The organism is Azospirillum mesophilum, assembly GCF_053470405.2.
This window is the reverse complement of the sequence record NZ_JBPXMQ020000016.1, coordinates 129,620-150,751: the sequence shown is the minus strand read 5'-3', so window position 1 is coordinate 150,751 and position 21,132 is coordinate 129,620. Positions and strand designations below refer to the sequence as shown.

The 21,132-nt window shown below is 67.5% G+C and carries 28 protein-coding genes; 24 read left to right on the top strand and 4 right to left on the bottom strand.

Features of this window, described 5'->3' with window-relative positions:
• Nucleotides 1–56: 56 nt before the first annotated feature.
• From ACSVC7_RS17430 to ACSVC7_RS17350, 17 genes are all read left to right on the top strand, one after another.
• Entirely contained in the window at nucleotides 57–524 is a 468-nt protein-coding gene (locus ACSVC7_RS17430) for a DUF411 domain-containing protein (RefSeq protein ID WP_448205465.1), read from the top strand.
• 191 nt (nucleotides 525–715) lie between these two features.
• Nucleotides 716–1,042 (top strand): hypothetical protein, encoded by a 327-nt coding sequence (locus ACSVC7_RS17425; RefSeq protein ID WP_448205464.1) that lies wholly within the window; start codon nucleotides 716–718, stop codon nucleotides 1,040–1,042.
• Entirely contained in the window at nucleotides 1,039–1,281 is a 243-nt protein-coding gene (locus tag ACSVC7_RS17420; RefSeq protein ID WP_448205463.1) for a hypothetical protein, read from the top strand. Before ACSVC7_RS17425 ends, ACSVC7_RS17420 begins: the two co-directional genes overlap by 4 nt.
• An 18-nt stretch (nucleotides 1,282–1,299) precedes the next feature.
• Nucleotides 1,300–1,647: a hypothetical protein gene (locus ACSVC7_RS17415; protein WP_448205462.1), complete on the top strand. Its 348-nt coding sequence runs from the start codon at nucleotides 1,300–1,302 to the stop codon at nucleotides 1,645–1,647.
• 4 nt (nucleotides 1,648–1,651) lie between these two features.
• On the top strand, nucleotides 1,652–1,972 hold the full coding sequence (locus ACSVC7_RS17410; protein ID WP_448205461.1) for a hypothetical protein: 321 nt from the start codon (nucleotides 1,652–1,654) through the stop codon (nucleotides 1,970–1,972).
• Between the two features lie 16 nt (nucleotides 1,973–1,988).
• The gene (locus ACSVC7_RS17405) at nucleotides 1,989–2,201 is read left to right on the top strand and encodes a hypothetical protein (protein WP_448205460.1); all 213 of its coding nucleotides are present in this window, start codon (nucleotides 1,989–1,991) and stop codon (nucleotides 2,199–2,201) included.
• A gap of 52 nt (nucleotides 2,202–2,253) precedes the next feature.
• Complete coding sequence (locus ACSVC7_RS17400) at nucleotides 2,254–2,505, top strand: hypothetical protein (RefSeq protein WP_448205459.1); 252 nt, start codon at nucleotides 2,254–2,256, stop codon at nucleotides 2,503–2,505.
• 50 nt (nucleotides 2,506–2,555) lie between these two features.
• On the top strand, nucleotides 2,556–3,008 hold the full coding sequence (locus ACSVC7_RS17395) for a hypothetical protein (RefSeq protein ID WP_448205458.1): 453 nt from the start codon (nucleotides 2,556–2,558) through the stop codon (nucleotides 3,006–3,008).
• Between the two features lie 72 nt (nucleotides 3,009–3,080).
• Nucleotides 3,081–3,248 (top strand): hypothetical protein, encoded by a 168-nt coding sequence (locus ACSVC7_RS17390; protein WP_448205457.1) that lies wholly within the window; start codon nucleotides 3,081–3,083, stop codon nucleotides 3,246–3,248.
• 15 nt (nucleotides 3,249–3,263) lie between these two features.
• Nucleotides 3,264–4,502 (top strand): conjugal transfer protein TraG N-terminal domain-containing protein, encoded by a 1,239-nt coding sequence (locus ACSVC7_RS17385; protein WP_448205474.1) that lies wholly within the window; start codon nucleotides 3,264–3,266, stop codon nucleotides 4,500–4,502.
• 56 nt (nucleotides 4,503–4,558) lie between these two features.
• Nucleotides 4,559–4,873: a hypothetical protein gene (locus ACSVC7_RS17380; protein WP_448205456.1), complete on the top strand. Its 315-nt coding sequence runs from the start codon at nucleotides 4,559–4,561 to the stop codon at nucleotides 4,871–4,873.
• A gap of 80 nt (nucleotides 4,874–4,953) precedes the next feature.
• Nucleotides 4,954–5,406 (top strand): hypothetical protein, encoded by a 453-nt coding sequence (locus ACSVC7_RS17375; protein ID WP_448205455.1) that lies wholly within the window; start codon nucleotides 4,954–4,956, stop codon nucleotides 5,404–5,406.
• 19 nt (nucleotides 5,407–5,425) lie between these two features.
• Nucleotides 5,426–5,695, top strand: coding sequence for a hypothetical protein (locus ACSVC7_RS17370; protein ID WP_448205454.1), 270 nt, complete (start codon nucleotides 5,426–5,428; stop codon nucleotides 5,693–5,695).
• 85 nt (nucleotides 5,696–5,780) lie between these two features.
• Nucleotides 5,781–6,125 carry a hypothetical protein gene (locus tag ACSVC7_RS17365; protein ID WP_448205453.1) on the top strand — a complete coding sequence of 115 codons (345 nt, stop codon included), beginning with the start codon at nucleotides 5,781–5,783 and terminating at the stop codon, nucleotides 6,123–6,125.
• Nucleotides 6,126–6,270: 145 nt separating this feature from the next.
• Entirely contained in the window at nucleotides 6,271–6,495 is a 225-nt protein-coding gene (locus tag ACSVC7_RS17360; RefSeq protein WP_448205452.1) for a hypothetical protein, read from the top strand.
• A gap of 53 nt (nucleotides 6,496–6,548) precedes the next feature.
• On the top strand, nucleotides 6,549–6,938 hold the full coding sequence (locus ACSVC7_RS17355; RefSeq protein ID WP_448205451.1) for a DUF4031 domain-containing protein: 390 nt from the start codon (nucleotides 6,549–6,551) through the stop codon (nucleotides 6,936–6,938).
• Nucleotides 6,939–6,956: 18 nt separating this feature from the next.
• The gene (locus tag ACSVC7_RS17350) at nucleotides 6,957–7,238 is read left to right on the top strand and encodes a hypothetical protein (RefSeq protein ID WP_448205450.1); all 282 of its coding nucleotides are present in this window, start codon (nucleotides 6,957–6,959) and stop codon (nucleotides 7,236–7,238) included.
• Here ACSVC7_RS17350 and ACSVC7_RS17345 read toward each other — a convergent pair.
• From ACSVC7_RS17345 to ACSVC7_RS17335, 3 genes are read right to left on the bottom strand one after another with little or no spacing between them, the layout of a single operon-like run.
• On the bottom strand, nucleotides 7,235–8,944 hold the full coding sequence (locus ACSVC7_RS17345; protein WP_448205449.1) for a hypothetical protein: 1,710 nt from the start codon (nucleotides 8,942–8,944) through the stop codon (nucleotides 7,235–7,237). The two genes, ACSVC7_RS17350 and ACSVC7_RS17345, sit on opposite strands and share 4 nt — an antisense overlap.
• Nucleotide 8,945: 1 nt before the next feature.
• Nucleotides 8,946–11,399 carry a putative bifunctional diguanylate cyclase/phosphodiesterase gene (locus ACSVC7_RS17340; protein WP_448205448.1) on the bottom strand — a complete coding sequence of 818 codons (2,454 nt, stop codon included), beginning with the start codon at nucleotides 11,397–11,399 and terminating at the stop codon, nucleotides 8,946–8,948.
• Nucleotides 11,400–11,403: 4 nt separating this feature from the next.
• Nucleotides 11,404–11,922 carry a hypothetical protein gene (locus ACSVC7_RS17335; RefSeq protein ID WP_448205447.1) on the bottom strand — a complete coding sequence of 173 codons (519 nt, stop codon included), beginning with the start codon at nucleotides 11,920–11,922 and terminating at the stop codon, nucleotides 11,404–11,406.
• A gap of 122 nt (nucleotides 11,923–12,044) precedes the next feature.
• On the opposite strand from ACSVC7_RS17335, the gene mobH reads away from it, so the two are divergent.
• The 5 genes from mobH to ACSVC7_RS17310 all read left to right on the top strand — a co-directional run bounded on the left by mobH (nucleotide 12,045) and on the right by ACSVC7_RS17310 (nucleotide 18,639).
• A complete protein-coding gene (gene mobH / locus ACSVC7_RS17330) occupies nucleotides 12,045–14,312 on the top strand; it encodes a MobH family relaxase (protein WP_448205446.1) in 2,268 nt (755 codons plus the stop codon).
• Nucleotides 14,299–16,101: a conjugative transfer system coupling protein TraD gene (gene traD, locus ACSVC7_RS17325; protein WP_448205445.1), complete on the top strand. Its 1,803-nt coding sequence runs from the start codon at nucleotides 14,299–14,301 to the stop codon at nucleotides 16,099–16,101. The genes mobH and traD overlap by 14 nt, the downstream gene beginning before the upstream one ends.
• Entirely contained in the window at nucleotides 16,101–16,625 is a 525-nt protein-coding gene (locus ACSVC7_RS17320) for a hypothetical protein (RefSeq protein WP_448205444.1), read from the top strand. Before traD ends, ACSVC7_RS17320 begins: the two co-directional genes overlap by 1 nt.
• A complete protein-coding gene (locus ACSVC7_RS17315; RefSeq protein ID WP_448205443.1) occupies nucleotides 16,626–17,273 on the top strand; it encodes an IncC plasmid conjugative DNA transfer DtrJ family protein in 648 nt (215 codons plus the stop codon).
• 388 nt (nucleotides 17,274–17,661) lie between these two features.
• On the top strand, nucleotides 17,662–18,639 hold the full coding sequence (locus ACSVC7_RS17310) for a hypothetical protein (protein WP_448205442.1): 978 nt from the start codon (nucleotides 17,662–17,664) through the stop codon (nucleotides 18,637–18,639).
• A 19-nt stretch (nucleotides 18,640–18,658) separates the two neighbouring features.
• Here the strand turns inward: ACSVC7_RS17310 and ACSVC7_RS17305 are convergent, their stop codons facing one another.
• Entirely contained in the window at nucleotides 18,659–19,696 is a 1,038-nt protein-coding gene (locus ACSVC7_RS17305; protein WP_448205441.1) for a hypothetical protein, read from the bottom strand.
• Between the two features lie 512 nt (nucleotides 19,697–20,208).
• On the opposite strand from ACSVC7_RS17305, the gene traL reads away from it, so the two are divergent.
• A complete protein-coding gene (traL, locus tag ACSVC7_RS17300; protein ID WP_448205440.1) occupies nucleotides 20,209–20,502 on the top strand; it encodes a type IV conjugative transfer system protein TraL in 294 nt (97 codons plus the stop codon).
• Entirely contained in the window at nucleotides 20,499–21,131 is a 633-nt protein-coding gene (locus ACSVC7_RS17295) for a TraE/TraK family type IV conjugative transfer system protein (RefSeq protein ID WP_448205439.1), read from the top strand. The genes traL and ACSVC7_RS17295 overlap by 4 nt, the downstream gene beginning before the upstream one ends.
• Nucleotide 21,132: the final 1 nt, after the last annotated feature.

Here is a 21,132-nt window from a genome sequence, read left to right as displayed (position 1 = left end):
CCTGAGCCGCGCCCTCCCGCTGATTGCCGTGTCCAAACCATCATGGGGATACTGGGATGCGCCTTTCCCGCCGCAGCGTGCTCCGCAGCGCCATCGCCTTGTCCGGAATTGGGCTCATCGCGCCCATCACACGATCAGCGGCGGCCTCTCCCGCCTCCGAAGTGCGGGTCTACCGCGACGCCTCCTGCACATGCTGCGGAGCCTGGGTGAAGCGCATGGAGGCGGAGGGATTCTCGCTGACGGTCGTCAACATCAGCGACCTGCAGCGCAAAAAGAAGGAACTCGCCATTCCCAAGACCCTATGGTCCTGCCACACGGCAACCGTCGGTGATTTTGTGCTCGAAGGGCACGTGCCGCCCAGCTCCGTGAAGCGGTTGCTGGCCGAGCGGCCGCCGGCTAGGGGCATCGCCGTTGCCGGTATGCCGATCGGCTCACCCGGCATGGAGCTTGGCGACTACAAAGAGCCGTTCCCGGTCATGATCTTCGAGGGCGACGCTGTACCTGCCGTGTGGGAATGGCACTGAGCGTCAGCGGTCCCGTCGGGCCGTTCGTGGTGTGGGTGCCGCTGTCGAGATTGAAGGCTCAACGGAAATGACATTTTTCACCGGGAAAGATGCCCGCAGCGAGCATCTGGACGGCGGGATTTTCATGCACTGGCTCAGCGATACTGACGCGGCCTCGCTGTAATGAAGCCGCATGAAAAGGTGCGTTCCCCATGCCTGGTATGTCCCGCGCCACGCTTGAGCGGTTAGCTGGCGGCCTCAAGCCCTTCACCACCGACGAAACCGTCGAGGCGGCGACGCTCATTGAGGACGCGCTCATCAACCCGCTCCCTCTCGACATCGAAGCGGATGAGCGTTTCGCCGCAACGCTGCGAGATTTGGTGAGAAAGGCGCTCGCGCGCAACCATTTCGCCCCCGAGGAACGCCACGGTTTGGAAGGGATTGAAACCGAACTGACCGGCCGCGTGCTCTTCGCCCGGCAGCAAATCGGTGCGGCTGCGTCCTTCCTGCCGGCGCAGATGGGCGAGGCATTCCCATGAGCGGCCCGCAGACACGAGAGTCGCCGGAGGCAGCCGCCGAAGCCGATGTGGCCGACGGACAGCGTCGGGTACGCGTACCCGACGGGATGGAGCTGCTGGCGCTGCCAGCGGACCGCCGGGAAATCGAGATCCAATGGTGGGAGAGATATCTGGTCCGGCGCCGCGAGTTGGCAGCGCAGCGGCGACGGAGCGGGACGGAGCCGCCTTGGGCCGCCGCGATCACCACGGCAATCCAGTGACGGCGCGGGAGGAAAAGCATGGTCTCTTACACGTCCCCTGAGTTCCAGCACGACGTTCAGCGGACGCGCGCCCTGCCGCTGCCCATCCTCGTGGGCGGCGCTTTCGCGCCACCGTTCGTCATGAGCGCCGGCATGCTCTGGCTGGCGCCGCTCGTCATCAACCGCTGGCTGGGATCGTCCCTACCGGTGCCCCTCGCGTTCACCGTTAAGGGCATGACGATTACATGGTCGCACCTGCTGGCGGTGGGCGTTCTGCCGGCCCTCCTCGGCATGGTGTGCGCGCGGATCGCGACCGCGCAGGGGAGGCATCCGGCCCTGAGCGACCCCGCCCCCCGCCAGTTCGCAACAAAATCCGACAGAGGATGAACAGATGCTCGCAATTCGAACGCTTGGGTTCTCGCTGATCCTTTTTGCTTTGATGCTTGACCACTATGCAACGTGGATGGCGCGTTGGATCGGAGCCAACACCGAAGCCTATGCGTTCGCGATGGCGCTCGAAGCGATGAGCCCTGCGACGGCGAAAATGACCGGGGCGGTGGTTTATCCGGTCGTCATGGGCCCGGTGGCGCTGCTGGGCATGTCGCTGTTCGTTGGCGGTCTGCTCTATCCCTGGCTCGAGCGCGGCGTCTTGGGGTCGGTCTCCAATGCGTGGGCGCGGCTCTCGAGGCGGCGCAACGCTGTGGCCGTGTAGGGAGCACGCCCCGGCCATGAACCTGCCCACCGAGGACAGCGACTTCGCCCCCGCGGGCCTGACGGTTGCGTATGTCGTCGAGACGGTGCGCCTCTGGCTCACCGGGCGCATCCGCTGCGGCGCCGTGTTGCGTGCTCTACGTGACCGGCCGGCCGGCGTCTGCGGCAAGGGTGGCTTTTACATCATCGACCAGTCTGCGGCCGACGCGTACTTCGGCCCCAGTTCCTAAAGCGGACCGTCGACGCGCGGATTCTCTTCGATAAGCACCTGGAGACACCATCATGGCCGAACCCGCCCCTACCGACCGCGTGTCCATCGATGTTCCCGAATTCATCGGGAACACGAAGGGGTGGAACGGCGGTGTGCAGCTCGGGAACCTCGAACTGTTCGAGTTCACGCCGCTGATGAAGCAGGTCGATCCGACCGGCGCGCTCCGCCAGAAGATGTGCGACGCCTTGAACGCCGCGCCCGGCCTGCGGGTGGAGATGATGCACGCGGCTTTCAGCCGCGCGCCGGCGAAGGCGACGTCCTGAGCCGCGCACACCGCCCGCCAACGCCCCCATGAAAAGCACCGGGATTGACGATGAACAAGGTGAAGACCTTCTACGGTGCCGACGGCACGCCCTATCTGACACGGCGTGAGCTGGTCCGCCTCGGTCCGTATCGGCTGTATCTGCACCACTTTCACCGCGCGGATCAGGATCCGGAATACCACGATCATCCCTGGGCTTTCGTCACGCTGATCGTGAAGGGCGGCTACGTCGAGGAGGTGCTGACCTTTGCCGGCGTGAAACGGCGGACCATGCGCCCCGGCCGCATCGGGTTCTGCCCCGTCGGCCGCGCGCACCGGGTCGCGGAGCTGCTGGGAGGTGGGGAGACCTGGACAATCATTGCCACTGGCCCGAAGCGGTGGGAGTGGGCGTTCTGGCGCCCCGTCCACGACGGCCTGCAACGCATTCCGTGGCGCGACTTCTTCGCAGCCAGGGAGATGGACGTCGTCGAGCCGGAAAGGCAGCCCGACAGCGCCGCAGCGTAGCCGCATGGCGCAGCGCGCCGACCAACCCCGCAAATCCCGCCCATTGTGAATCCGATCAGAGGGACCATAACCATGCCGTTGGTGATCCACACTTTTGGCAGTTCAACACTCGTCGCGCAGGGTTTGGACGCGGTGGGGAAGGCCGTTACCAGCGACGGCATCGTCCTATTCGCGCTGATGATTGCCTTGCCGCTGGCGGCAGGCATGACCGCGATGGGAACTGGCACGTGGAAACGGTGAGCCACCTGGAAAGCCCTGGTCGGGCGGGTGTTCGTGGTCGCGTTGGTGATCGTGGGATCCTTTGGAGCGACGACCACGGTCGTCCTCAAGGACGCGGTTGACGGCAGCTCGCGCACGCTGACCGACGTACCGCAGGGCATCGCTTGGACCGGAAGTCTGTTCTCGGGGATGAGCAAGGCGTTCTCGGACGTGATCAGCGCCAGCTTCGCCAAGCCTGGTGCCGTGACCGCCGGGTTGGAAGACCCGCTGGGAACGCTGATGAAGGTGCGTGGGGCCGCGAAAGCGCAGAAGTTCGGCGACGCCGCCGTGATCGGCGAGGCGACGCCCGGTGTCATCATCAGCGCGTCGTGGGCGGATTACATCAGGCGGTGCGTAGGCGAGAAGATCGTCGAACGCAGGGAGGCGGGATACGCCGACCAGCTGGTCAGGGCGCCGGATCTCCTTAAGGCTCTGCGCGCCGCCGGAGATGAACCCGTCGGCAAGGCCACTGTTGGCGGCGCGCTGCCGGCAACCCCTTGCGTGGACACCTACGAAAAACTCGCGGCCTACACCACGGAAGAACTCCTGCCCAGGTTCAAGCGGGAAGCCCTCGCGCAAGCCCTGTCCATGCCGGGGGCTGAGGGGGCGGCGGTCTCGGCGCGGGTTCAGAACGCGTTGAACGCCGTGGGGATCAGCACCAGCGCCGACCACTACATCCGGACCGCGCTGCTGGAGCCGGTCGTCGACAAGGTTTTGACCGAAGGGGCCAAAGACAGCGCCGGGAACGCCTATGCCGCCGCCATTCGCGAGGTCCTGAGCGAAGAAAGCCCTGGCGGGTCTCTGTTTGTGTCTGTCGTGCGACCGGCTCTCGGCATGATTGAGGCAGCCGCCTTTGTCGCCGCACTGCCGGTCTTCGGCCTTTTCCTGTGCGGCTGGATGTCCTTCGTCACCCTCGGGCGCGCCATCGCGACGGTGGCCTGGATTCAGATGTGGCTGCCCGTCGCAGCGCTTGCCCACGTCTACAGTACGCTCTCGGCCGCTGCCCGCATCGGTGACATGACCAGCCGGGGGATCGAACCGACTTCCATCACCGGCATGCGGGCATCCCAGCAGATCCTCTCGAGGGGGTTCGCCGGTGCCGATCTCCTGTTGAACGCCGTTCCGGCGTTCACGCTGCTGACGGTCTACGGGATTTTCGTCCTGGCTGGCGACTGGCAACGGCGGCGGGAGAAGCAGCTGAGCGGTGCCGACGCGCTTTCCCCAACAGCCCGTTGATGTGGGCCGCGCCCTGGGTCACCCACCGTCTCAAGCCGTGATGAAGGAACGCCGTGATGCGCAAAGATTTGAGATTCATTGCTACGTTTCTTGGCGGTATCGCCGCCATCGTCGCCCTTCTCCTCGTGGTCAATCTCATCACCGGCCCAAACACATACCGGGTGCACGGTGCCGCAACCGTTGACGGTCAGACGCTCACGATATCGCGCGACGATCTGTACCAGCGCGGGTGCAAGCTGTGGACCGCGTTCCTGATCGAGAACGGTACGCTCGAAGCCAGCTCCTGTCTGACTGCCGTTACCGGCGAGGATCGCCAGTGGGCGCGCAAGGCCGGGGGGAAGACGGCGCTCCTACGCCCGGCTGGGGCGTGACCGACGCCTGCCGCTGCATGGGCAGCGGCCTCGGCCAGAGTCGGACAACAACGTGATTCCGATCCATAGGGAACAGACTTATGCCCAAACTTCGGCCCGCATCGGGCAGTATCGTCATCGCCCCAGAAGGCCATCCGATCACCGTGCTCGGGGACGCCGGCAACGGGCTGCGCGTCGCCTTGATCCCCGGCGAGGCGCTGTCCGCGATGCCGACCTATCACAAGTGCCCGCGTCGCCTCGCCGGCGACGTGCGCCAGATGGTGCTGGCGCTCGAATGCCTCATTGGAGCCCGTTCCCGCAAGGGATGGTTTCGCCGGTCGGCGCGGCTGGACTGCCTGGGGTACGTGGAGACTCTGCTCAAGGATGCCGCCCACGGCCCTGAGATCAGCGAAGCCATAGGCTCGTTCTGGCGTGCCGGCGACGAGGAAAAGGCAATCTCGGTTCTCTTTCGCTACCTCTTGGACGCGAGCACCGATCTTCAAGGCATCGTCAAGGCCGTGCTGCCGTCGGCACCGGCCCAAGCGGCGGAATAGGCCGGAGTGGAAACCCGCCATGGACACCAAAAACGTCGTTCCCGCCGTGATCGTCTCCCACCGCCCCGACGGCTTGGCTGAGCAATGGGGCGGCTGTCTCACCACCGACGCCATTCCAGTCCCTGGCGGGCTTCTGTTCCGCACTTGGGCGCCCAAGGTCGGCAGCGTCGGTGTCGCCACCACGTTCGTGCCGTGTGGCGCGGTGGCGGCTGCTGAATATCTGGCTCGCCTTCCAACTGCGGAATGCGGCCGGTCCGAAACGGCAGGCCCGAAATCCGGCCCCGCTTAATCAGACCCGATGAAGCGACCCCGCTTATCTGTCGATCGGGCTCAACACGACCGTCGCCGACGCGCGACGGGGAAAGGTGACCGCGATGCCTACAGAACGGCCAAAGGCGCCAACAAAGATCGACCTCGCCAACCTGCCGATGCCGCGCAAGGTCGTGCTGGCGATTGCCGATTTCAGTTCGGTGATTGGCCTATCCGTCAGCACCTTGGACGAAACGGAAGCTGGATGGCTGTCGCGCGACACGGGTGGGAGCTTCACCTCGCTGGTGTGGAGCGACGCCGCGATCCGGGCGCGCTTCGCCCCGCTGAGCTTCGAAGAGTGGGACTTGGTCTACCGCATGATCGGCTACTGCGCCTTCCACGGAATCGCCTGGAGGGTGGTCGGTGGAACGGAGGAAAGCCCAAGCGCGGTGGTGTCTTCCGATGGCTGAACAACGAAAAACGACTTGCCTGGTGAACATGATGAGCAAACCCAGGCCCCCCGCGACGAAGGGGCGCACTCAAACCTGCCTCGATCTGCTGACCAAACCCGTGCCCGGCGGTTCCCTCGACCTTGTCCGCAAAGACCGCCCTGCCGTGTTTCGCCTGAGTGTCGAGGCGGACGACGCACTCGCCCTGGCGACCAGCGTCGCGGACCGCTCCGCGGCGATGGACGGGACCGCCCGGTACGTCTGGGAGCGCCGCGTCGGGGACCGCACCGTCTACGACATCACCACCGGCCGTGTGGCCAGCCTGCGCCTAGTCCACACAACCGGTCAGGACGCGAGCGGGTCGGGCGAGGAGCCAGCCGTAGCGGCGTAATGCGCTGACCGACTACCCTCCCGCTTCGCCTTCAGCCCGACAAGGATCTGGCCGTGACCGTGTACGTTGATGACTGGAAGGCGCCGCACAGGGGGATGCGCATGTGCCACCTGGTCGCCGACTCAACCGATGAACTGCTGCGAATGGTGGACCGCATCTCCGTCGCGCGGCGGTGGATTCAGCACCCCGGAACGGCCGAGGAGCACTTCGATGTTGCGCTGAGCAAGCGCGAGTTGGCGATCGCGGCCGGCGCGGTGCCGATCACGTGGCGGCAGTACGGCGGCATGGTGAACCGGCGTCGGCAGACCGGCGCGCTCGGCACGCCGGACGACGCCGTGGCCTACCTGCGGCAAACGCTGGCCGAGCGTCGGGCGACCGGCGGCGCAGCCACGCCGTCGGCGTGTGCGGACGGCGCCGTACCGGCTCCGCCCCAGAACCAGTGACAGGGAGGAGGGGGCGCCATGTCGATCACGGACACCGACCTCATGACGCTGGCATCTCTGTCCGAACTGGATGCGCGTCGCCCGCGCGACTTGCCGGCGGGCATTGGCCGCGGAGCGCTCCGCCGCCTCGACCGGTTCCAACTCGCGAAGGGTACGGCCGACAGCGGCTACCTGCGCACCGCCAACGGAACCGGAGTGTTGCGCAATCACACCGGTCGCCTCGAAATCCTGACCCTGATGGGCAAGCTCAACGACGCGCAGCTGGCCGAGATCTCGGCGATTCTGGCGCGCCGGCGTTAACGCGGCAGGTCCGGCCGCGACGGGACGGTGGAGGCGTCCGCGCTGGCGGCCATTCGCCGGGCCGCCTCGGCGGCGGCAGCCGGAGAGCCAAAGATCGCGTGCAGCCGCCGGCAGCACGGGCGCGTCGGCAGGCCGGCCCGATGACAGCGCAGTTCGGTGTAGATGTTGGGTATGATCCCCTCACTGCGCAGCGCGATGGACTGCAGCGCGTGCGGAATGTCGAGAATCGCCGCGAGACAGACGGCGTGTTCCACCGCCGCAATCACTTCTCGGTGTCGCGGGTGGCCCGGGGTCATCCAGGACCGTTGGATGCGCACCGCTTGGCGGGCCACCCGCTCCACCGCGTTGGTGACGGCGGTCTGCGCGGCGACTTGGTTCCCGCAGGCGCGGGCGACGCTGGCTGCCGCGTCCACCAGCCGGATCAACTCATGCTCGTTCGCGCGTCGTTCCAGCGAGGGCACGGCGCGGGGCGGGTCCGACGGGTTGTGGAAGACGAAGGAGCACCCGGCTAGGAGGTCGTTGGTGCGGGCGAACAGCACGTCGGCCACCGCGCACCCCGCCAACCGGCGCGCCGCTGTGAACCGCCGCCCCCAGGCGGACGCCGCGCGCAGCCGGAGGAGGCTCGTCACGGTGCGGGTGTCCGCCTCGAAATGCTCCAGCGCCTCGCGGAGCGCGGCCGCCCGCACAGCGAACGCGGTGCCGTCGATGTCCTCGGACAGCCACGCCTGCAGCGCGACGTCGATGGTCGCGACGTGGCGTTCGCATCGCGTGATCACGAAGTCCACCAGCGGCGCAAAGGCGGAGCGTTCCAACTGCGGTTCCTGCTCGCGCACTGTTGGCGGAATGAGAAGAAGCACGTCGCTGAGCCGGTTGAACAGCAGCGCGGTCTGCGAGGCGGCAAGGGTGAATTGGTCCTCCGTGACCACGGGGAGCGCGGCGAACGCCGTTGCGATTTTGGCGAGGTCCGCCTCGGCCCCGGCGAGCACCGCCTTGCGCTGGTTGGGCGGCTGGAAGGGCAGGGCGGCCAGTTCGGCACGTGACACGCCGAACCGTTCGACGAGGCAGTCATAAACGGCTGGAGCGACGATGAGGAGGCGCGCGAACAGCCGGATAGCGCGGGTGAACTGGTGGTCGGAGAGGGCGATGTAGCGGTGGGCGTGGGCGCGCAACGCCGGGATTTCGCAGTCGTCCAGCAGGGCAGCACCGGTCACGCTCATCGCGGCCCCCATCAGCAGATACCGGGCGTCCGGATCGTCGCCGGAATCGGCGTAGGCGACCGCGAAATGGGGCCAGAACGCGTAGGCGGACACCCAGGTTTCGAGCGCGCCGAGCAGTGGGCGCGGCACCGCCCACTCGACCCGCTCCAGCGACCATGCGTCCACCAGCGTGTGCGCTGCCGCGACCGACACGGCGCGCCAGAGGCTGCTGTCGGCCGACGCGTCGGGCCACACATGCAGGGCGTGCAGCACCGTGCGCAGCATGCGTTCCACGTCCGCGCAGAACAGGTGGTCCCGGCGCGTCGCGGCCCGGTCGAGCGCCGCCATCAGCTTCTGCCGATCCTGCGCGGACAGCGTGACCAGGTGCGCGTGCAGGTCGGCCTCGGTGACGCGCGGCCGGTCCTGCCCGCCGGCTCGCGCATCGTGAGCCGGACTTGCCGGGGCGGCGGTCCCCTTGGTGAACAGCCGCGGCAGAATCCCCGTCAGCACGTCACACCCGCCGCAGGTAGGTCTTGGCGAAGGCGGCCGGGTCGAGCGGCGGGCCGGTCAGCACGCCCTGGATCGCCGCGACGCCGGCGGTGGCCAACAGGTCGCGCTGGTCCTGCCGCTCGACGCCGACGGCGGCGATGGGGAGACGCAAGGCCCGGCCGATGGCGGTCACGGCGTGGATCGCTGCCTCGCTGGCCGGATCACCGTGCAGCCGGTTGACCAGTTCGCGGTCGACGATAACGCCGTCCAGCCGGATGTCCGCCACCGCGACGATCGGCAGGCCGCTGGCGCCGAAGCTGTCGAGCACGACCTGCACGCCGGCGGCGCGCAGCCGTTCGATGGCTTCCTTCGCGAGCCGCGGACGGTCGAGGATGGCGGTGTGGACCTCAAGGCACAAGCTGCGCGGCGACAGGTGGTAACGCTGCAGCGTGTTGGTCACGGCGTCGACGATGTGCGGGTCGGCAATCTGCCGGACCGAGAGGTTGATCCCGACCGGCGGAGGGGGCGTGCCGGCGGTTTGGGACCAGGCGGCGACCTGCGCGCATACCGCGTCGAGGTGCGCTTCCGTGACGGCTTTCACCAAGCCGGCCGCCTCCATCGTGTCGACAATCTCCGACGGCGGGACCGGCTGATCGGCGAAGCGGGCGCGCAGCAGCGCCTCGGCGGCCACCACGCGTCCATCGGCGACGGACACGCGCGGCTGATAGACAAAGCCGAACAGAGCAGGGTCCTTGGCGCGCAGCGCGTCCTCCAGCGCCAGACGCCGTCGCATCTGCAGGTCGAGCGGCTCGGAGGTGTAGGCCGCCTGGGCACCGCCGTCGTTGGCCGCCCGGTAGCTGGCGTTTTTGGCAGCCAGAAGCAGGGGTTCGGCTGTGGCCCCGTCGTCGGGCGTCATGGCGATGCCGACCGACGCGGTGACCTGCACGCGCTGCTTCGCGTCCAGAGACAGCGGCTCTTCGATGCTGGCCAGGATTTGACGCGCGAGACGCGCGGTCTCGTACACGGTCGGCACGTCCGGCAGGATGGCGACGAACTCGGCTTGCTGGATGCGGCCGACCGTCGCCGACGGCGGAAGCGTGTCGACGAGGCGCCGGGCGAGGTGGAACAGGATGGTGTCCAGCCGGTCGAGACCGAGCGCGTTGGCGATCTCATCGCGGCGATCGAGGGCGATGTGAACGACCCCCACCCGCTGGTGCCGCTTGTCGGCCAGGGCGACGGTGCGCTCCAGCAGGTCCACAACGATGGCCGAGTTGGCGAGGCCGGTGAGGCTGTCCGTCGTGGCGAGACGCGTGATCTGCTCCAGGACCCGCTTGCGGTCGCTGATGTCGGTCAGGGTGCCGACGAAGCGTTCCGTCACCCCGGCCGCGTTTCGCTCCAGGGCGCCGCGTGCCTCGACCCAGAGGATCTCCCCGTCGAGCCGCTCGATGCGGAACTCGGCGCCGAAGTCGGTCACAGCGCCTGCGGTGTAGGCGGCGATCAGGTCGCGGACGCGCTCGCGGTCCTCCTCATGCACCGCCCGGTTCCAGATGTCCGGTGGCAGCGCCTCGTGGCCGGTGTAGCCGAACAGGGCATAGGCGCTGTCGGACCACCACCACGCCTGCGTGGCGAGGGTGCATTCCCAGATCACGGCGCGGGAGCCGCGCAGCGCCAGGGAGAGCCGGTGCTCCATCACCGCTTCCTGCCGTCGGTGCTCGACCGCCTGCGCGAGCAGTGAGGTCACGGCGTCGGCAATGTCCCGCAGCGCCGAGAGGCCGTGCACGGTCAGCGTCGGCGCTGCAGCGGTCACGTTCAGAGCGCGGATGCTCTGCGCCAGCTTGCGCGCGGGCAGGGCGGCCAGGGCTTCGAACAGCAGGGAGGCGGCGAAACCGATCAGCCCGCCGACGGCGATGGCGACAGCGATCGCGGTGCCCAGCAGGCGGTCCAGGTCGCGCCCGATAAAGCCGCGGTCGGCGGTGACGGTGAGCTGACCGACATGTGTCCCGTTCTCGCCGAACACGTCCACGTCGGCCTGTTCCCCGATGTCGATACCGGCCAGCACCCAGGCCGTCCACGGAGACAGCGTTCGCGGCGGACGCGACGCTTTCGCCAGCGTGTCGGGCTTGCCGTCGACCATGAGGTCGATGACTACCTCCTGGATGCCGGGGTACGTCAGCAGTTCGTCGGCGACGGCCTGCGCCGCGTCGGCGTCGGCGGCGCGGATGGCCGCCTCGACTGCGCCGGCGGCCGACAGCACGCCGTGCTCGCGCACCGTGGTCAGGCGCAGGGTTTCGGAGCCGACCAGCGACCGGGCGTAGATCACGGCACCGCCGAGCGACAGTGCGGCGGCGAGCAGACCGGCGACGACGCCGATTTGCACAGTGGTGGCCGACAGGCGCTTGGGCGCACGCGGCGCGGAGGCTGGTGGGCGTTGCAGCCGGGCAAACAGGGCCGCCGGGAGCGAAGAGGCGCTGGACATGAGATTACCTCGGGGCGCGGCACGTGGCGCGGAACGACAGGGGCGGCAGGTGGGCGAGCCCGCCTTCAGTCGTGACGATCTGCCAGTCGCCCGCGGTCATGCCGGCACCTTCCGCGCAGTAGCGCGCCCAGGCGACGTTGCTCGACGCGAGGCCCGCGTAGACGCCCGGCGTCCGGGCTTCCACGGTGGTGACCGACGACAACGAGCGGGCGAGCCCGAGCACGGTCGGTGACAGCGCGTTTGCGGTGCTGCGGGAGGCGGTTTGGAGCGGCCGGACGACGTGCTCGCGGCTCGCCGCCGCCCAGACGGCGCCGGCGCGCACGGCGCTGCCGTCCGCCACGGTCGGCTTCCATGGGGCGGCGCCGGGATCGGTGGGCGGCGGAACCAGCGCGATGGGCTTTTCGGGACGATCCTCAATGGCCGCGCACCCCGCCAGTGGGAGTGCGACCAGAAGGGCCGTCAGCAGGCGTCGGGCGTCGGTGTGCATGTGCTCCTCGAACGTGGTCCAACTCGACGCGGGCATTCTACTGGGTCTCAAGTGGCGGAATCTCCCCAGCCAGATGCGCGGAGCGAGCATCTGGAGGCCGGGAAAATGCACAGCGCTTCGCGGTACAGTCCCCCGACGAATTTCCGCGTGAGGGGGGAATGCTGCTGCTGAAAAGGTTCATGGACTGGGCCCTGAGCGGGTCCGGTCAGCCGCCGGCAGCGGAGTGGGAAGGGTGGGACGTGCCCATTTACCCGCCGCTCAACGAGGGGCTGCCGGCGCTGCCCGTGGCGCGGCTGATCGAATCCCAGAAGAAGCTGGTGTACGACATCAGCGAATTGCTCGAGATCACGCCGGCCGATTTCGACCGGCTGGTGCGCCCGATCATCGAGGGCATGGCGGGGCTGGTGCATCTGCTGCCGGCCAGCGAGCGCCATCACCACCGCGCGGCCGGCGGCCTGTTCCACCACAGCTTGGACGTCGCCTACCGGGCGGCGCGGCTGTGCAAGACGCGCATCTTCGAGACCACCGCGACGCCGCAGGTCCGCAACCGGCTGGAGCCGCGCTGGAGGGTGGCGGTCGGCGTTGCCGGGCTGCTGCACGACGTCGCCAAGCCGGTGACCGACGTGACGATCAGTGACCGCTCTGGCGACGTCGTGTGGTTGCCGTCGGAAAGCCTGTACGAGTGGACGCAGCGTAATGGCATCGACCGCTATTACCCGCGCTTCCGGTCTGGGCGCACGCAGAAGCACGAGCTGCTCACCTCGGCGCTGTTCGACCTGGTCCTGAACCGCGAGTTCAAAACGTGGCTGTTCCAGTTCGGCGACGGCCCGGCGGCGGCGCTGTACGGGACGCTGTCCGGGGCGCACAGCGACAACGTGGTGGCACATCTCGTCGCGCAGGCAGACCGGGCGTCGGTGTCGGCGGACCTGCAGCGCCAGGGCGCCACGGTGGAGAGCGTGCATCTGGCGGTGCCGGCGCACGCCTACCTGCTCGACGCCATGAAGCGGTTGCACGCCGATAAGAAATGGACGGTGAACGACGGCGGGGTCCTGTGGCTCCTGCAGGATGGCCTCTACGTCGCGTGGGAGCGCGGCGCCCGCGACATCCTGGAGGTGCTGCGCCGCGACCTGATCCCCGGCATCCCGTCCTCGGCCGATCTGCTGGCGGACATTCTGATCGAACGCGCGATGGCCACCCCGCGACTCCTGCCGGACGGGATGATGTTCCGCTATCACCTCGTGCTGCCGGAGATGCTGAAGGCGCGAGGGGGGCACCGGCCGATCCCCATGCTGAAACTCGCGCTCGGCGACGACTTCTTCGGCCGCAAGCCGCCGCCGTGGGTGCCGGCGATCACCGGGCAGGAGGCCGACGCGCTGCTGGACCCGGCGACCGTCGGGGCGGTGGACGTCGGCGCCGACCCGGAGGCGCTGTTCATGGCGGCAACGCTGCCCGCCGCGAAGGAGACGGCGCGCGAGGCCGCGCCGGCGAAGCGGTCAGGCGAGCCGGCCAACGCGGTCCCGCCGGGATCGAAACAATCCGGCGCGGACAGCGGGACCGGATCGGACGGCGGAAAGCGCGCGGCACACTCCGGCCAGACCGGCGGGGGCAGCGCCAATCCGGGCGCCGACGCGACCACCGGTCCAAACGCCGCGCCGCCGGCGGAAACGGCAGCACCGCCGGTTCCGCTCCCCGGCATGGCCCTCGACGACCAAGCCCTGCGCGCGGCGCTCGACGACATGCTCGACGAGGACCTCGAAGCGGACGGCATGGCGCCGACGCGGACCGATGCCGCCGCGCGGGCCAAGCAGGACGAGAGCACGGCGACGGAGACGCTCGCTCGGCTCGGCGCTCCCGGCGCGCTGCTCGACCGCCTCCTGAGGGCGATCGGTGCCAACCAACTCGATGCGCTGCAGCTGATGATGCGGTGCCCGGACGGCCGCGTCGCGCTGCGCCATCCGCAGGCCCTGGAAGCGATGATCGCGCTCGGCGCCGACCTGGTGACGGAACCGCGCACCGGCCCCGTGCTGAGCCAGTTTGAAGCGGCCGGCGCGGTCGAGCCGCACCCGGACGATCCGAAGCGCTGCGTCCAAAAGATCGACGGAGTCTCCGTTGTGGTGCTCAAGGGCGACCTGTCGCGCGAGGTCGAACAGCGGTTGCGCGCCACGGCAACGCCGCCTGAGCCGCATCAGCCCGAACTCGCGCAAGAGGACCGGGCGCTGGTCCGCGCGTTCCTGGCCGAGGCGAAGGAAGCGGGGCGTGCCGCACCGGACGGAGCTTTGGTGGTGCCGTACGCGGTCCTGAAGTCCTTCGCCGGGGCTGCTGGAATCAGTGCCATACGGATGTTGGCGATTGTGAAGTCAGTGGGCGCTCAGCACACGAACGCTGATGTGACCCTGCCTAAGGAGGTCGTGGATGGAGGCTTATGAGATGCCATGGCGGCCCAACTTCGAGTTGGGCGCGGCCACGGCGTGGGGGGTATCGGCTGCTGCCGGTGTGGGGATGAGCGTGGCGTCCAGCCTGCCCGCGCTGCCGTGGCAGATGGGCACGGGCATCGCGGTCGTCATGGGGGCGTACCGCGGGGTGCAGGGATGGCGCAACGCCAAGCGCCGCCGCCGCCTCCTTGGCCGGGACGTGCCCCACATCACGATCGAAGAGTTGGCGCAACGGGTGACGAAGGCGCCGGATCGCGTCTATCTGGGACGCGGATTCCAATGGGACCACGAGCACTGCCAACTCGTCTACGAGATCAACAAGCGCAGCCGTGGCGACATCCTGCCCAAGAACCCCAAGCGCGCCGGCGCGGTGTGGATCCACGGTCTCGACGCCCGTGAGGTCGACGTCGAAATCCCGCTGCCCTACATGGACGTGCACACGCTCCTGCTGGGCACCACCGGCGCCGGCAAGACCCGGTCCTTCGACATCATGATCGCGCAGGCGATCCTGCGCGGCGAAGCCGTGTTCGTGATCGACCCCAAGGGCGACAAGGGCCTCAAGGCGCTCATGAAGGCGGTGTGCGAGTACATGGGCCAGCCCGAACGCTTCCTGTCGTGGCACCCGGGCTTTGCGGAGGACAGCGTCCGCCTCGACCCGCTGCACTCCTTCGGGCGCGGCACCGAGGTGGCCAGCCGCATCGCCGCGCTGATGCCGGGCGAAGGCACGTCGGCCTCCTTCAAGAGCTATTCGCAGATGGCGCTGACCTACGTCGGCCAAGGCCTGATCCTGACCGGCAAGCGGCCGTCGCTTGTGTCCTACAAGAGTTATCTCGAGGGCACGGTCGAGGAGCTGGTCCTGAAGTGCGTCGGCGTGTGGGCCGGCGCCCACCTGTCCGACGGCAGCGCCCGGCTGGCGGCCTACACCAACGGGGCCAAAAACAAGGCCGCTGCGGCGACCAAGGCCATCGAGTTCTACCACGCCGAACTGAAGCCGGTGAAACCCAACGCGGACCTGGAAGGGCTGCTGGGCCTGTTCGTCCACGACCGGGCGCACTTCTCGAAGATGATCGCGACGCTGATCCCGATCCTGACGCAGCTGACCGCCGGCGATCTGGCGACGCTGCTCTCGCCGGAGCCCCAGGACGGCGACACGCGCCCGATCACCGACACGGCCAACATCATCCGCATGGGACAGGTCGCCTACATCGGCCTCGACAGCCTGTCCGACAACATGGTTGGCTCCGCGGTTGGGCAAATCCTGCTGGCCGATCTCGCGGCGGTGGCCGGCGAGCGCTACAACTACGGCGCCGGCCTGAAGCCCGTGAACGTGTTCGTGGACGAGGCCGCGGAGGTCCTGTGCGACCCGTACATCCAGGTCCTCAACAAGGGCCGTGGCGCGCTCATCCGCAGCGTGCTCGCCACCCAGACCCTGGCCGACTTCGAGGCGCGTCTCGGCAACAAGGCCAAGGCGATGCAGATCCTCGGCAACGTCAACAACATGCTGGTGTTGCGCGTGCAGAACACCGAGACGCAGCAGTACGTCGCCGAGACGCTGCCGGAAACCAAGGTGCATTACCTGATGCGCACGCAGGGCCAGAACACGCAGTCCAACCCGCTGTTCTTCGGCGCCAACGCTGGCGAGCGTCTGATGGAAGACGTGTCTCCGTTGGTGCCGGCCACGCTGCTCGGCGAGTTGCCGAACCTCGAATTCTTCGTTCGGCAGGCCGACGGCTCGTTCTGGAAGGGCTTTGTGCCCATCGTGGATCTCAAGGAGGCAGCTTGATGACGGCTCTGCGAGCCCAGAAGCAGACCGACAGTGTTCCGGTCTCGTCGTGCGGTTCCGCCGCCGACATCATTCGCGCCTTTCGGACGCGCCGGAAGGAGACGGGCCGGGTGTGGCGGATGCTCGACCTGGATTGGCCGGTCGGCACGGACCTGGCGCGCGCTGCCGCGGAGTACGTGACCGACGCCGTGCCCGGCCCGCGCATGCCTCTGCTCGACCACGCGCTCTGCGCCGCGCTCAAGCGATACGACGAGGACACCGGCCTCGATGATGACCTGCGGCTACGGCGCATGTCGCACATCCTGTTCGACGAGTTGGCCGGCGGCCTGACGGCTCTGCACGTGGCGTCGCCCGACGGGCGCCGCGTGTGGCTGCCCGAACACGGTCTGCCGCTGATGGGGTGGCTGGCGGAGGGCGGCGGGACGATCCAGCCCCGACCGCCGGTGGACCGGCGCGTGATCCGGCGGGCTATCCAGAGCTACGCGGTCCCACTCCCATACCGTGGCATGTTGATGGAGGATTGAGTGGCTGAGGACGCTTCATCGAAAACGACGACCCTGACCGGGGCGTTCGTGCTGCTCCTCGCGCTCTACGCGCTGGTGGTGCCGGGCAGCTTCCTGCGCGACAACATGGAACGGGAGTTGACCTGGTACATCAACATCCTCGGGCCGGACAACGCGCGCTGGATCGCGGACGCGGGGGAGGAGTGGTACGACACGCTGCTGGTGCGCACCGGCATCGCCTCCGCCGTTGCCGACCAGTTCATGCCGTCGAGCGACCAGCGCGCGCGGTCGGGGGCGATGCGCGACATCGGGTATGAGATCTGGTTCCCCTACGTCGAGGGCCGTGGTTGGGTGCTGCGCATCCTCATCCATCAGGCGCTGTACCGGATCGCCATGGTCACGCTGTGGTTCCCGTTCTTCTTCATGGCGGTGATCCCGGCGGTGTTCGACGGGCTGATGGAGTGGCGCAAGCGCCGCTACACCTTCAACGCCGCCAGCCCGGTGATGCACTCGCTCGGCATGCGCGGGCCGGTGCTCGTGCTGACCGCGCTCGGGGTGATGCTGTTCGTCCCGTCTGTGGTCGGACACCCGCTGATCCCGCCGCTGGCGATGGTCCTGGTGGCGATCATGCTGCGGTGGTCGGCGATTCACACGCAGAAGATCGTGTAGCGCACGGTCGACAAAACTCGCACGCCGGCGCAGCAAGAAGCGGAGCCCTTCGGCTCCGCTCGCCTTGTTTGGGAGCCCGTGCTGAGCCGGAAGCACCAGTGTCAGCCCCTCATTTGGTAACGACCGTGGGCAAATCAGCCACCTTCACTGATTCCCGGTTTTGAACCAAAGCGGCTTACGCTTTTGCACAGCGTGGAACAGTGCTTCGAAAACCCCGGCTTTCCGCCCTCCGTGATGTCGAAGAACGGACAAGGGGCGGTTTTGTTCGCCACCAAGGTTCGATTGTCACCGGTGAGTTCGCTTTAGAAGACGTTCCTCGGCTGTTACCGCAGGCAAATCCACGATCGTTCGTGTAGTATCGCAGCCGTCGATGGCGGCGGAGAGCGAAATGATCGGGGTGCAGGACACGCAGACGAAAGCGGCCGAATCAACGCGATTGCGCTGGTACAAGCGGGGGGTGGGCCTGTTGATCCTCGCCACCGTTGTGGGATTCGGCGTCTACTCCTACGCGAACGCCACGGACGGAGTCTCCTACATGGTCGGCTCCGCGATGGCGAGTGTTCTGTTCGGATGGCTGCTTGCGATGCCGTTCACCCGTGGCGCTCGGAAACCATTGAGATCCGCGACTGCCCTGACGCTGGCGTTTGCCCTGTTGTTCGTCGTCAATATCAAGCGGGTGGTGGAGACCCGCGAGGCCAAGCAGGTCGTCGCCCTGCTCAAGGCATCAGCCGGCCCGACTGACCTGATGCGGCGGCTTGAGGGGAGCGGGGACAACAAGATGGCCGCTTTTTTCAAGTTCGCAGCCGAGGCTTTCCAGGCGACCGTGGGTGAGATGAAATCCCTGGTTGCCGGGATGGCGCCGCCGGAATTAGACGCCCCATTTGATCCCGCAACGGCCTCGCGCGACGAACTTCAGAGGCTCCACAAGGCGGCCAAGATCGCGGAGACCAACGCATCGGCGGCAGAGGGCACCGTCGACACCCTCTACGACCGGGAGCGATCGCGCGTGGCTGAGTACCTCGACAAAAGCGGCCTGAGCGAGCACACCCGACGCAACAGTCTGCAGGGGTTGGACCAGCGCTTGGCCGACTACCGGCCCTACTTCAAACGCCTGTTCGCCCTCAAAGCCGAGGAATACCGCGCGACAGCCCAACTTTTCGCGATCCTCGCAAAAGAGCACGGCCTCTACAAAATCGGGCCCTCCGGCCAGATCGTCTTCGCCAACCACAACGTCGTCCAGAGTTACAACGACGTCGCCCAGGCTATGCAGGACATTATCGCGGCTCAGCAGGCGCACCTAAAGGCAGGCGAGGCGTTGGACGCCCGCTACGAAGCGGGCTACCAGCGTCTCACCGGCGGGAAATGACCAGTACGTCGACGCACGGCTAAGCCGCTGCCTTCTCCCCCGAGGCCGGTCCTTCCCACAGTGCGGCCAGAGCCGCCTCGTCGACGATGGGAAGCCGCGGCGCAGCGATCTCGTAACGGTCCGCACGGTCCGTCACCATGGTTAATCGCTGACCGTCCTTTGACATGGCGTAGCGCCCGGACAGGGAGCCCAGCCGTTCGGTCCAGAGCGCGATCCCGGCGAAGTTGTCCGGAGACATGGCTGGCGCGCAGGCCCGGTAGATGTCCATGGCATCGCCGACCAGTTTCCGGACGTCGTCGCGCCTCCTCAGTTGGCGCTCCATCACCGTGTTTGTCTGATTGGGCGCAGCCAAGGCTCGGGCCATGTCGTCGAGCGTCTCCAGGGCAGCCTCGACCATCCGTCGGGGGTCGCCGCCGACGAAGAACTCGGTGCCGGCCAGCACGTGGACCGTCTCCATCCGGTCGTCCGCGATAGAAGACCGCCCTCGTCGGCCGATGTCGCGCTCGATCTCGCGGATTGCTTCACTCATGGTGCTGCCGCTGCCGCGCACCGCGACCTTCAGAACGCTGCCGTCGCGGCGGGCAGCGGTCTCCAGCTGGAGGTATAGAGCATGCATGTCCGTCCGCCATTTCTTGCGGGCGGCGGTCACTGCCGAGAACGGCGCCCGGAGGGTCCGCAGGACGGCGGCAATGCGCGGGTAGTCGGCCAGAAACTCGCGTTTCCGCCGGATCAGCTGTTGACGACGGACATCGTATTTGTGGCTGCTTTCCAGAGTGTCCCAGGTGTCCGGAAAAAGCTGACGGCCGCAGACATTGCCCACCACGATGTGTCGTCCGTCCGCAAGTCGGACCACGAAGCCCCAATTGTGCGGCACGCCGCAGCTGGGCTTGGAACACTGGATCTTCTCGGGAACCCGGTAGGAGGCGACGATCGCCGCCATGACGGCGTCCTTCGGAACTTCGCCCTGTTCGAGCAGGTCGAACTCGGCGTGCGGGTCATCGATCTCCAGTTTGCGGCCGAGGATGTCGTCGTCGGAAAGATGCTGGTGGACAGTCAAGCGGGTCTCTCCTTTCAGATACCGTCACGTGTGCTCGCACCACGGGTGGTGCGAGGCTCTGGCCGCACTGACGCTCCTCTCCCGATGACAGCGGGTGTTCGTTACCCGTTCAAATTGTTTGTGCTGCTTCTTGTACCGCTGGCCACGCGGACGGTCAACCTATTGCTGTTGGCGACCTCGCTGGGGCGCAAGATGTAGCTGACCAGGGGAGAGATCGAAACGAATTGGTCTCGCTTCCATCGCCTGTAGGTGGCGAGCATCCTTCGCGCGCCGTCACAGGAGGATGGGTCGTCCGCGTTCCGTAAAAGCAGGAAGTGCCGGGCGAAGCGGTTCCAGCCGAACGGATGCCCGGCGGTCAGAAGGTTGCATGCGGGGGGGCGGTCGCTGCGCCGCGCCATGCCACTCAAAGCGCATTTTAGGCCGAGAAAGATGCGCGCAGGGCGCATCTGGAGGGCGCGCGACGGACACCGCCTTTGCGCGATAACCACGGGTAGGCATGACGGAGTACCCCCGTGATCGATCCGACCCAACCCATTGAAATCCCGCGCACCGTGGACGAGCCGCTGCACATGCTGCTGTGGACCGTCGACGACGTCGCACCCGTGGGCCTCGGCCTGTTCGCCGGCGTCCTGGTCGGCAAGATGATGTTCTTCTTCTTGCTGGGCATCATCGGGTCGTACTTTTACCGCCGCATCCGCGACGGCAACCCCGACGGGCTTTTCCTGCACCTGCTCTATTGGATCGGCTTGCTGCCGAGCAAGGCGCGCACCGTCCCGAACCCCTACGTCCGGCTGTTCCTGACATGATTTACAGCAAATTCCTCCAGACGTGGCGGGGCACGCGCAGCGAGAACCGGTTCCACCGCATGGCCCATGGCGGTCTGGCCGTCGGCGTCGTGCTGCTCGGGGTGCGCTCATTCTTCGCCGAACCGGTCGTGATAATCGTCCCGCCCACCTTGAACGAGAAGGTCGAAGTGACGCGCAACCGCGCCAGCGAGGGCTATCAACGGGCCTGGGCGCTGTTCTACGCCGAACTGCTCGGCAACGTCACGCCGGACACGGCCGGGTTCGTTCGGGAGGCGCTCGCGCCGCTGCTCGATCCGCAGATCTACGGATCCGCCATGGAGGCCATGGCGCTGCAGATCGAGGAGATCAAGCGCAACCGGGTCACCCAGCGCTTCGAGCCGCGCACGATCCTGTACGAGCCGTCCACCGACAAGGTGTTCGTCCGCGGGGTCGCCTTCACCAAGGGGCTGGTCGGCGAGGAAGCGCGCTCGGACCGCACCTATGAGGTGCGCGTGAGCCTGCGCGACTGGCGGCCCGTCTTCACCCACATGGCGACCTACTCCGGCGAGCCGAAAACCAGCAAGGAACTGGAGCGGCAGCAGCATCTGGAAGATCGGCGGCGCGCGAACAAGCGGCGCCAGGAGGGATAAT

Excerpts from the sequence above, each read along its gene's own strand:
- ACSVC7_RS17430 (WP_448205465.1), top strand. The coding sequence starts at position 57 with ATGCGCCTTTCCCGCCGCAGCGTGCTCCGCAGCGCCATCGCCTTGTCC.
- ACSVC7_RS17425 (WP_448205464.1), top strand. The coding sequence starts at position 716 with ATGCCTGGTATGTCCCGCGCCACGCTTGAGCGGTTAGCTGGCGGCCTC.
- ACSVC7_RS17420 (WP_448205463.1), top strand. The coding sequence starts at position 1,039 with ATGAGCGGCCCGCAGACACGAGAGTCGCCGGAGGCAGCCGCCGAAGCC.
- ACSVC7_RS17415 (WP_448205462.1), top strand. The coding sequence starts at position 1,300 with ATGGTCTCTTACACGTCCCCTGAGTTCCAGCACGACGTTCAGCGGACG.
- ACSVC7_RS17410 (WP_448205461.1), top strand. The coding sequence starts at position 1,652 with ATGCTCGCAATTCGAACGCTTGGGTTCTCGCTGATCCTTTTTGCTTTG.
- ACSVC7_RS17405 (WP_448205460.1), top strand. The coding sequence starts at position 1,989 with ATGAACCTGCCCACCGAGGACAGCGACTTCGCCCCCGCGGGCCTGACG.
- ACSVC7_RS17400 (WP_448205459.1), top strand. The coding sequence starts at position 2,254 with ATGGCCGAACCCGCCCCTACCGACCGCGTGTCCATCGATGTTCCCGAA.
- ACSVC7_RS17395 (WP_448205458.1), top strand. The coding sequence starts at position 2,556 with ATGAACAAGGTGAAGACCTTCTACGGTGCCGACGGCACGCCCTATCTG.
- ACSVC7_RS17390 (WP_448205457.1), top strand. The coding sequence starts at position 3,081 with ATGCCGTTGGTGATCCACACTTTTGGCAGTTCAACACTCGTCGCGCAG.
- ACSVC7_RS17380 (WP_448205456.1), top strand. The coding sequence starts at position 4,559 with ATGCGCAAAGATTTGAGATTCATTGCTACGTTTCTTGGCGGTATCGCC.
- ACSVC7_RS17375 (WP_448205455.1), top strand. The coding sequence starts at position 4,954 with ATGCCCAAACTTCGGCCCGCATCGGGCAGTATCGTCATCGCCCCAGAA.
- ACSVC7_RS17370 (WP_448205454.1), top strand. The coding sequence starts at position 5,426 with ATGGACACCAAAAACGTCGTTCCCGCCGTGATCGTCTCCCACCGCCCC.
- ACSVC7_RS17365 (WP_448205453.1), top strand. The coding sequence starts at position 5,781 with ATGCCTACAGAACGGCCAAAGGCGCCAACAAAGATCGACCTCGCCAAC.
- ACSVC7_RS17350 (WP_448205450.1), top strand. The coding sequence starts at position 6,957 with ATGTCGATCACGGACACCGACCTCATGACGCTGGCATCTCTGTCCGAA.
- ACSVC7_RS17340 (WP_448205448.1), bottom strand. The coding sequence starts at position 11,399 with ATGTCCAGCGCCTCTTCGCTCCCGGCGGCCCTGTTTGCCCGGCTGCAA.
- ACSVC7_RS17335 (WP_448205447.1), bottom strand. The coding sequence starts at position 11,922 with ATGCCCGCGTCGAGTTGGACCACGTTCGAGGAGCACATGCACACCGAC.
- mobH (WP_448205446.1), top strand. The coding sequence starts at position 12,045 with ATGCTGCTGCTGAAAAGGTTCATGGACTGGGCCCTGAGCGGGTCCGGT.
- traD (WP_448205445.1), top strand. The coding sequence starts at position 14,299 with ATGGAGGCTTATGAGATGCCATGGCGGCCCAACTTCGAGTTGGGCGCG.
- ACSVC7_RS17320 (WP_448205444.1), top strand. The coding sequence starts at position 16,101 with ATGACGGCTCTGCGAGCCCAGAAGCAGACCGACAGTGTTCCGGTCTCG.
- ACSVC7_RS17310 (WP_448205442.1), top strand. The coding sequence starts at position 17,662 with ATGATCGGGGTGCAGGACACGCAGACGAAAGCGGCCGAATCAACGCGA.
- ACSVC7_RS17295 (WP_448205439.1), top strand. The coding sequence starts at position 20,499 with ATGATTTACAGCAAATTCCTCCAGACGTGGCGGGGCACGCGCAGCGAG.